Source organism: Streptomyces sp. NPDC031479 (assembly GCF_055581065.1).
On record NZ_JBVIKC010000093.1, the window covers coordinates 4,982 to 8,349 of the forward strand.

Genomic DNA, 3,368 nt, shown 5'->3' on the forward strand with positions numbered 1-3,368 from the left:
CGGACTACTGTCGGTCGACCAGGCAAAGATCAGCCACATCGAAGCAGGCCGTCTGGGCGTCAGCGAAGAGCGGGTCAGACGGCTCGCCACCTTCTACTCACGCGACGACGAGTCACTCATCGACGCCCTGTGCGCCATCTCCAGGGAGCATCGCGGACAGTATTGGTTTGACGAGTATCGGGGCATCCTTGCCCCCGGCTTCCTCGACATCGCCGAGCTTGAGCACCACGCCACAGCCCTTCGCTGCACGCAGAGCATGACTCTCCCCGGCCTGTTCCAGACGGAGAACTACGCCCGAGCACTGTTCTCCGGGGTCACCCCGAAGCTCCCGGCCGACGAGATCGAAGCCCGCGTCGAGCACCGCATGCGGCGGGTCGCACTCCTCGACAGGCCGACCCCTCCGCCGTTCGACGCGGTCATCCACGAAGCCGCTTTGCGCATGCGCTTCGGAGGGCGCGCCGTCGCGCGGGAGCAACTCGAACACCTCCTGGCGATGTCCACACGCCCCGCGGTGACGATTCGAGTCATCCCTTTCACCAGCGAGGACTTCATCGAGGTGACGCAGCCGGTGCTCTACGCCTGTGGGGTCGTCCCCCAGCTGGACACCGTCCAGATCGACAGCGCCTTCGGCGGCCGATTCCTGGACTCCGACGCCGAACTGCGGAAGTACCGGGCGCTGTTCGAGATCGCGGAGAAGGCCTCGCTCGACCCGGAAGGGTCCCGGCAGATCATCCACCACATCGCACGAGAACTGTGAGAGACAGCGGCATGAGTGCATCCATCAGCTGGCAGAAGGCCTCCTTCTCCGGCGGCAACGGCGAGAACTGCATCGAGGTCGGCCGGCAGGACGACAGCATCGTGCTGCGCGAGAGCGACGACCCCGGGTCGGTCATCACCACCAGTCCGGCCAAACTCGCCGCGTTCATCCGCGGCGTGAAGGCCGGGGAGTTCGACCACTTCATGAACTGACCGCCCGTCGTCACCGACGCCCTCCACCCCCCGCCTCACTCCGGTGGGGGGTTTTGCGTACCAGTCGGCAACCATGCACCGGTGCATGGTTGCCACATTCTTCCGCCGCGCGCTACGGTCACGCCAAGGCCGCGCAGACCACAGGTCGAGACGCTCAACCTCACTCGCCTGCCCTCGAATTAAACGCGCCCTTGGCCTTCGACAACCCGTAGCACCTCGCCACGGAAGGGCGGGCAACGATGCCTGGCATGAACGACTTCACGCCTCCGCAGGGGGCAAGGTTGGTACAACACCTCGACCACTCGATGGCCATCCTCACGGGCTACTGGTTCGAGGCCCTCTGCCACCGGGACGCCTACGACGGGCCGCCCGAACTGCTCTACCGCGTCATGCTGGACGCCCCCGCGGACGCCGTCCGCCTGATCCGCCTCCAGATCCGCACCACACACCCCTTCGCCCTGACCCCCGCCGAGGTCGAACGGGCCCTCGCCTGGGCCGACGGCGACGGCCGGATCCAGGCCCTGGCCGCCCTCCACCGCGGCGAACCCGCCGGCTTCAGCATCGTCCTGCGCGACGGCACCCGCCCCGAATGGCGCGTACGCCCCGTCAGACACCTCTCCCTCACTGCCCCACACCGCGCCGCCCGCTGACGCCGTGCCCGTCGGCGGTGGGTCGACGGCGGCCGGGAGCACGGGTGCGCACCTGATGGCCGGGCCCGCCTAACGTGGCCCCCATGGCAGAGCTGAGAGGAACCGCGTACGGGTTCCTGGTCGCCGGGCGGCCGGGAGCCGGGGAGTTGGCCCGGGTGCTCGGAGCGGTGCTGGGGGTGGGCGCCGCCGGGGTGGAGGTCGGGCCCGAGGGGGAAAGCGACGGCTGGCGGTGGGACACCCCCGTCCAGTGCGGGATCCGGTGGCACGCGCGGGGCGACGTCCCCTGCTCCCTGGAGGTGTACGCGGGCCCCGCCGTCCTCGGGGCGCCCGGCACCACCGAGGTGGGCCGGGCCCTGGCGTCCGGGCTGGGCATGACCGTGCTGACCGGCTTCGGCGACGTCCTGCCCTGGATCGCCCGGGTGCTGACCCCCACCGGCGGGGAGACCTTCGCCCGCGTCGAGGAGCCCGACGACCCCGGGGAGGACGGGGAGGACTGGGCGGGTCGGGTGACGGCCACGCAGGCCCGGGTCGACGCCTTCCGGCACGCCGAGGTGCGCGGGCTGCCCGAGCTGGTCCGGGCGGCGCCGGCCGCACCGGCCGGTACCGACCGGCGGCTGTGGGGCTGGGCCGACCTGATCTGCCGCATGGAGGCCGACTGGCCGCCCCTGCGCTGGTACGGGCTGGACGAGTACCGCGAGGACCTGGCGGGCCGGGACGGGCTGGCGGATCTGGAAGGGAATCCGGAGCTGGGCGCGCTCGACGCGCGGTTCCGGGCCGTGACCGTGGAGGACGGCGGCGAGGAGATCGGCCCCGGGCCGGCGGACGGCGCCTGGTACTGGCACCGGCGCCCCGCGGTCCTGCCCTGGCGGGTGCTGCCGCCCGCCGACCCGGAGGCCGCCGACCGGCTGTGGGAGTGGGTCCGGGAGGGCGCCGGGGCCCACGGCGGCACCGACATGGCGGGGCTCGACCTCGGCGGGGCGGTCCTGGACGGCGCCGACTTCGCGGAGTCCTGGTTCGCCGGGACCCGACTCGCCGGCGCGCGGCTGGTCGGCACCGAGTTCTACCGCGCCCACCTCGCCGGGGCCGACCTCAGCGGCGCCGACGCCACCGGGGCCTGTTTCGTACGGGCCGACCTGGACGGCGCCGACCTGCGCGGAGCCGTCCTCGACGGGGCCGACCTCGTCCGGGCGGAGCTCTACGGCACCGACGCCCGCGGGGCCCGCCTGCGCGGCGCCCGCATCCTCGGCGCCTCGCTGCTGGACACCGACCTGCGCGGCGCGGACCTCAGCGGCGCGGAGCTACGGGAGAACTCCTTCCGCGCGCTCCTGGACGACTCCACCCACGTGACGGGCCTGACGGGAACGGTGTTCGGCCCGGCCACCCTCGTGACCCCGGACGGCAGCCGGAACTCCCTGGGCGGGCGGGACTTGGAGGACTGGCTCCGCGCCCGCGGCGCCGACGTACGGGTCATCGCCCCCTGTTGACCGCCCGACGGCGACGGTGGTACGCGTAGGTGAGGGCGACCACCATCGGGCCCCACGGCCTCGGCTGTCGCCCCGAGCTTTCGGCTGCACGTTGCCACCGACCCGTTTCCCCTTTGGCGTTCGCCGGGTCCGGGAGGTAGACATGAGAGTGCGGCAACAGGATCGATCTTCCGGGGGGCGGGGCAGAAGTGACGGATCACGTACCGATCAATCCGTGCACGATTCCGCAGTTCACGGGTGACCTGGACGCGTTGGAGCAGGACAA

The 3,368-nt window shown here is 72.0% G+C and carries 4 protein-coding genes; all 4 read left to right on the forward strand.

Annotated elements, in window-relative coordinates; translation table 11 throughout:
* Nucleotides 1-757 (forward strand): DUF5753 domain-containing protein (locus ACZ5D2_RS40690; RefSeq protein ID WP_468936761.1); only part of this gene is annotated, 757 nt, incomplete at its 5' end.
* An 11-nt stretch (nt 758-768) separates the two neighbouring features.
* Entirely contained in the window at nt 769-969 is a 201-nt protein-coding gene (locus ACZ5D2_RS40695) for a DUF397 domain-containing protein (RefSeq protein ID WP_468936764.1), read from the forward strand.
* A 281-nt stretch (nt 970-1,250) separates the two neighbouring features.
* On the forward strand, nt 1,251-1,619 hold the full coding sequence (locus ACZ5D2_RS40700; RefSeq protein WP_468936766.1) for a hypothetical protein: 369 nt from the start codon (nt 1,251-1,253) through the stop codon (nt 1,617-1,619).
* 83 nt (nt 1,620-1,702) lie between these two features.
* Nucleotides 1,703-3,103, forward strand: a complete 1,401-nt coding sequence (locus tag ACZ5D2_RS40705) for a pentapeptide repeat-containing protein (protein WP_468936769.1) — start codon at nt 1,703-1,705, stop codon at nt 3,101-3,103.
* Nucleotides 3,104-3,368: the final 265 nt, after the last annotated feature.